This is a genomic window from Cryobacterium psychrotolerans (assembly GCF_900101115.1).
GTDB lineage: Bacteria > Actinomycetota > Actinomycetes > Actinomycetales > Microbacteriaceae > Cryobacterium > Cryobacterium psychrotolerans.
On sequence record NZ_FNFU01000040.1, the window covers coordinates 1 to 4,999 of the forward strand.

The following is a 4,999-nucleotide window of genomic DNA, read 5'->3' on the forward strand; positions in this document are numbered from 1 at the left end:
GACCGACTGCTGGGCGACAAGGCGTATTCGTCCAAGGCGAACCGGGAATTTCTGCGCACCCGCGGCATCCAAACCGTGATCCCGGAGCGCTCCGACCAGGTCGCGAACCGGAAACGCCGCGGCCGAAACGGCGGTCGGACCATCGGCCTGGACAAGGAGGCATACAAGCGCCGCAACGTCGTCGAACGCTCATTCAACACGTTCAAGCAGTGGCGCGGCCTCGCCACTCGCTACGACAAACTCGCCCTCACCTACCGCGGAGGAGTCGTCCTCCGCGCCATCACCATCTGGTTACACGAATTAGGAGACACGCCCTAGGACCGTCGTCGCCGTCCCAGCCGGGGCAGCCGCCACGGTCCACGCACCGGGAGCCCTCGGCGGATCCGGCGTCGGCGCAGGATGAACGATCGCATCAGTACCAGCAGGACGGCGGCCAGGATCAGGGGGACGGCGACAGTCATTCGGGACGACCGGGTGCGCCGACGCCGGTGGACTCCATCCTGCGAGTCTAGGCGGGTCTATAATCGAAGCGAACACGGGAGTCCGGTTGACCGGGCTGAGAGGAAGCTACCTGGCTTCGACCGTCGAACCTGATCTGGATCATGCCAGCGCAGGGAGGCAAACAATCTCGTAACCCGTGCCCTGTATTCACTACGGAAAGGGCACGACAAGTGCATGCAACAACCACCCCCCTGATTCCCGCCCAGACGACGGCCCGCAAGCCGCGCAACCTGAGGTGGCGGGTCGTCGACATCGTCGTCGCCAGCGTCATCGGCGTCGCCAGCGGACTGATCTTCTTCGCCTGGAACACCGCCTACGTTCCGCTCAGCGCCCCGCTCACGCCCCTCCTTCCCGGCCTGCAGGCCCTCCTGGGCGGCGGATGGCTCTTCGCCGGGGTGCTCGGCGGCCTGATCATTCGCAAGCCAGGGGCCGCGCTCTACACCGAACTTCTCGCTGCCGTCGTGTCCACGCTGATCGGCAACCAGTGGGGTCCGCTCACGCTCGTTTCCGGGCTGGCCCAGGGACTCGGTGCGGAGCTGGTGTTCGCGGTGTTCCTCTACGCCAACTACCGTGCGTACGTCGCCGTCCTGGCGGGCGCCGGCGCGGGCCTGGCCCTCGCGATCAACGACCTGGTGCTCTGGTACCCCGGCTCGGCCGCGGCGTTCGCGACGATCTACACGGTGTCCGCCGTCGTGTCCGGCGCAGTGATCGCCGGGCTGCTGTCCTGGCTGGCCATGCGCGGCCTCGCCAGGACGGGGGCGCTCGGCCGGTTCGCCGCGGGTCGCGAGATTCGCGCCGACGTCTAGTCGCACTGATGACGCCGCCGGCAGCACCAGACCTCCGCGTTGCGGGGGCGTCGATCGACGCCTCCGGCTGGGGCTGGCGTCATGCCGGACGGCGGGCGTGGGCGGTCAGGGACCTCGACCTCCGCATCGACCCGGGCGAGCGGGTGTTGCTGCTCGGCGCATCCGGGGCGGGGAAATCCACCCTCGTGCACGCCCTGGCCGGGGTGATCGGCGCCGCCGAGGAAGGCGAGGAACAGGGGCGGCTCCTCGTCAACGGGAGCAGTCCGGCCGCCGCGCGCGGGCAGGTGGGGCTGGTGATGCAGGACCCGGATTCCCAGGTGATCCTCGCCCGGGTCGGCGACGACGTCGCGTTCGGCTGCGAGAACCTCGGTGTGCCGCGGGAGGAGATCTGGCGCCGGGTGCGCGACTCGCTCGCGATGGTCGGACTCGACCTGCCCCTCGGCCACCCCACCTCCGCGCTGTCCGGCGGACAGAAGCAGCGCCTCGCCCTGGCCGGAGTGCTGGCGATGCGTCCGGGGCTGCTGCTGCTCGATGAACCCACGGCCAACCTCGACCCGGCCGGCGTGCTGGAAGTGCGGGAATCGGTGGCCCGGGTACTCGAGCACACGGAGGCCACCTTCGTCGTGATCGAGCATCGGGTCGGCGTGTGGCAGCACCTCATCAACCGCGTCATCGTGCTCGACCCGGCCGGGGGAGTCCTGGCCGACGGCCGGCCGGGCGACGTGCTCCCGGCGGAGGGCGACCGGCTGTCGGCCTCCGGGGTGTGGGTTCCGGGCATCGCGCACGACCTCCCCGCGCGGCGCCGGGCGCCGCAGGCATCCGATCGTCTCCTCGGAACACAGGCGCTCGCCATCGCGCGCACCCGGGACGCCGTCGTCGCACGCGACATCGAGCTTGAGGTCGTCGAGGGGGCCGCGCTGGCCATCACCGGACCGAATGGGGCGGGGAAATCCACGCTGGCCCTGACCCTGGCCGGCCTTCTGAAGCCGGCCGCCGGCCGGGTGCTCGCGGACCCGCGCTTGTCCGGCGGAGCCCCGGCCGAACCGATCCGCTGGAAGTCCCGCCAGCTGCTCACCCGCATCGGCACGGTGTTCCAGGACCCCGAGCACCAGTTCGTGGCCGGCACGGTCCGAGCGGAGCTGTCCGTCGGGCCGCTCGCGCTCGGGCTCCCGGAGCCGGTGATCTCTGCCCGGGTGGACACCCTGCTGCAGAGGCTGCGGATCGACCATCTCGCGGAGGCGAACCCGTTCACCCTGTCCGGAGGCGAGAAGCGCCGGCTGTCGGTCGGCACGGTGCTGGCCACCCGGCCCGGTGTGCTCGTGCTCGACGAGCCCACCTTCGGCCAGGACTTCCGCACCTGGCGGGAGATCGTGGCCCTGCTCGCGGAGCTCATCGACGCCGGCACCGCCGTGGTCGCCGTGTCGCACGACGCCGAGTTCGTGGCTGCCCTGGCCGACAGCGAATACCGCCTGGCCGGCAGCCTGGACGCCCGGCCCGACCGCCTGGTGACGCTGTGACCGCGACGGCGACGGCGACGCCGGGGAACCGGGGAATCCTGCGGGTCAACCCGGTGGCCAAGCTGGCGGCGGCGCTCCTCCTCGCGGGGGTGCTTGTGCTGACCATCGACTGGGTTTCGGCCGCCGTCGCCCTGGCCTGCGAGCTGGTCCTGTTCTTCTGGGCCGGGATGTCCTTTCGGATCTTTGTGCTCCGCACCCTCCCCGTCTGGCTGGCCGCACCGGCCGCCGGGCTGACCACGCTGCTCTACGGGCAGGCAGCGGGCGCCGAATACTGGCAGTTCGGCCTCATCCACATCACGGACGGGTCGGTCGAACTGGCCGTGGCGACGCTGCTGCGCGTGCTCGCGATCGGGCTCCCCGCTGTTGTCCTCTTCGTCACCGTCGACCCGACGGACCTGGCCGACGGACTGGGGCAGGTCGTCAGGCTGCCGGCGCGCTTCGTGCTGGGCGGGCTGGCGGCACTGCGCCTTGTCGGGCTGCTGATGGAGGACTGGCGCGCCCTCGAGCGGGCCAGGCGGGCCAGGGGCATCGCGGATCGCGGCGTCATCCGGCGCCTGTCCGGCCAGGCCTTTGCGCTCCTCGTGCTCTCCATCCGCCGCGGCAGCAAGCTGGCCACGGCCATGGAAGCCCGGGGATTCGGCGGAACGACCACCCGAACCTGGGCGCGGCCGTCGGATTTCGGCCGGCGCGAGGTGGCGCTGATCGGGCTGGGGCTGTTCGTCGGCGCCCTGGCGGTCGCCGTATCGGTCGCGACCGGAAGCTGGAACTTTGTCCTCGGCTGAGACGCCCGTCGCGGCCGTGCTTCGCGCGCTTGCCGGGGCCGGTCCGACCCCCGTCGTTCTGATCGACGGTCCGAGCGGGGCGGGCAAGAGCACGCTGGCCGACCATCTCGTCGCCGCGTGGCCGGGCACGCGGCCACCGACCCTCGTGCGCCTGGACGACATCTACCCCGGGTGGCAGGGCCTTGATGCCGCCGTCCGGCAGGTCACCCGGTGCGTGCTTGAACCGCGGCAGGCCGGCCGGGCCGCCGCCTGGCAGCGCTACGACTGGGACAGGGGAGAGCCCGCCGAGTGGCACCCGGTGGACCCGGCGAGCCCGCTCATCGTGGAGGGGTGCGGGGCGCTGGCCGCCGCGCACGCCGCGCTCAGCGACATCCGCGTCTGGCTCACCGCGGACGACACGCTTCGGAAGGCCAGGGCCATCGCGCGCGACGGCGAGGTCTTCCGCACGCATTGGGACCAGTGGCAGCTCGAGTGGGAGGACTACCGGGCGAGGGAGAATCCGGAGCGTTGGGCCACGCTGCGGCTCGGCGGAGAGGGCGCCATGCCCGACTCGGCGGCGGCGACTCGGCCGCGCCGTTTCGGCGGTAATCGCCGCCGCCGGGCTAAGTTGGATCCATGACCAGTCCTGATGCAGAAAACGTTGTCTACACTGCCGAGTTCATGGACGGGCCCCTCGAGGGCCAGACCGACACTCGCGTTCTCCTGCACGGGAAGCACGATGCGCGGATCAGCATGCTGGCCGCTGTCGGCGGCATGGAATCGCTGTTCTGGTACGACGAGGTCGACAGCCGCGACGTCCAGGGGCGCGCGCACGTTCGCTACCGGTTCGACGCCGGTGACAGCGACCCGTTCGAGTCGACCGAAGAAACCGACTGACCGACTGACTGCCTGGCCTAACCCGCCCCAGCGCCGACCACCCCGCGCCGAACTGTGAGTTCGGCACCTTCGCCCAGCCCGGGAAGGTGCCGAACTCACAGTTCGGCGATGGTTAACCCCGGTGGTCGAGCGTGTCGAGAGCCGGAGCGTGTCGAGAGCCGGAGCGTGTCGAGACCCGGGCCTAGGGCGTGTCTCCTAATTCGTGTAACCAGATGGTGATGGCACGGAGGACGACGCCTCCGCGGTAGGTGAGGGCGAGTTTGTCGTAGCGAGTGGCGAGGCCGCGCCACTGCTTGAACGTGTTGAATGAGCGTTCGACGACGTTGCGACGCTTGTACGCCTCCTTGTCCAGGCCGATGGTCCGACCGCCGTTTCGGCCGCGTCGTTTCCGGTTCGCGACTTGGTCGGAGCGTTCCGGGATCACGGCTTGGATGCCGCGGGTGCGCAGCAACTCCCGGTTCGCCTTGGACGAATACGCCTTGTCGCCCAGCAGTCGGTCGGGGCGGGTCCGTGCCCG

8 protein-coding genes and 1 riboswitch are annotated in these 4,999 nt (G+C 70.7%); of the genes, 6 read left to right on the plus strand and 2 right to left on the minus strand.

Annotation, left to right across the window (positions count from 1 at the left end; genetic code table 11):
* The coding region (locus tag BLQ39_RS15375; RefSeq protein ID WP_143006497.1) for a transposase at window positions 1-318 on the plus strand (318 nt) is incomplete at its 5' end.
* On the opposite strand, the gene BLQ39_RS16020 is transcribed toward BLQ39_RS15375, so the two are convergent.
* The gene (locus BLQ39_RS16020; RefSeq protein ID WP_166784430.1) at window positions 315-461 is read right to left on the minus strand and encodes a hypothetical protein; all 147 of its coding nucleotides are present in this window, start codon (window positions 459-461) and stop codon (window positions 315-317) included. The genes BLQ39_RS15375 and BLQ39_RS16020 overlap by 4 nt on opposite strands.
* A gap of 64 nt (window positions 462-525) precedes the next feature.
* Window positions 526-634: riboswitch (TPP riboswitch) on the plus strand.
* Window positions 635-671: 37 nt separating this feature from the next.
* On the opposite strand from BLQ39_RS16020, the gene BLQ39_RS15380 reads away from it, so the two are divergent.
* Genes BLQ39_RS15380 through BLQ39_RS15400 form a run of 5 tightly spaced genes read left to right on the plus strand, consistent with a single transcriptional unit; the run spans window position 672 to window position 4,482 of the window.
* The gene (locus BLQ39_RS15380) at window positions 672-1,307 is read left to right on the plus strand and encodes an ECF transporter S component (protein WP_092325371.1); all 636 of its coding nucleotides are present in this window, start codon (window positions 672-674) and stop codon (window positions 1,305-1,307) included.
* 8 nt (window positions 1,308-1,315) lie between these two features.
* Window positions 1,316-2,824, plus strand: a complete 1,509-nt coding sequence (locus tag BLQ39_RS15385) for an ABC transporter ATP-binding protein (protein ID WP_092325373.1) — start codon at window positions 1,316-1,318, stop codon at window positions 2,822-2,824.
* On the plus strand, window positions 2,821-3,606 hold the full coding sequence (locus BLQ39_RS15390; RefSeq protein ID WP_198417096.1) for an energy-coupling factor transporter transmembrane component T family protein: 786 nt from the start codon (window positions 2,821-2,823) through the stop codon (window positions 3,604-3,606). The genes BLQ39_RS15385 and BLQ39_RS15390 overlap by 4 nt, the downstream gene beginning before the upstream one ends.
* On the plus strand, window positions 3,593-4,225 hold the full coding sequence (locus BLQ39_RS15395; protein ID WP_241982858.1) for a nucleoside/nucleotide kinase family protein: 633 nt from the start codon (window positions 3,593-3,595) through the stop codon (window positions 4,223-4,225). Before BLQ39_RS15390 ends, BLQ39_RS15395 begins: the two co-directional genes overlap by 14 nt.
* On the plus strand, window positions 4,222-4,482 hold the full coding sequence (locus BLQ39_RS15400) for a hypothetical protein (protein WP_092325375.1): 261 nt from the start codon (window positions 4,222-4,224) through the stop codon (window positions 4,480-4,482). The genes BLQ39_RS15395 and BLQ39_RS15400 overlap by 4 nt, the downstream gene beginning before the upstream one ends.
* A gap of 181 nt (window positions 4,483-4,663) precedes the next feature.
* On the opposite strand, the gene BLQ39_RS15405 is transcribed toward BLQ39_RS15400, so the two are convergent.
* Window positions 4,664-4,999 (minus strand): transposase (locus BLQ39_RS15405; RefSeq protein ID WP_143006498.1); only part of this gene is annotated, 336 nt, incomplete at its 5' end.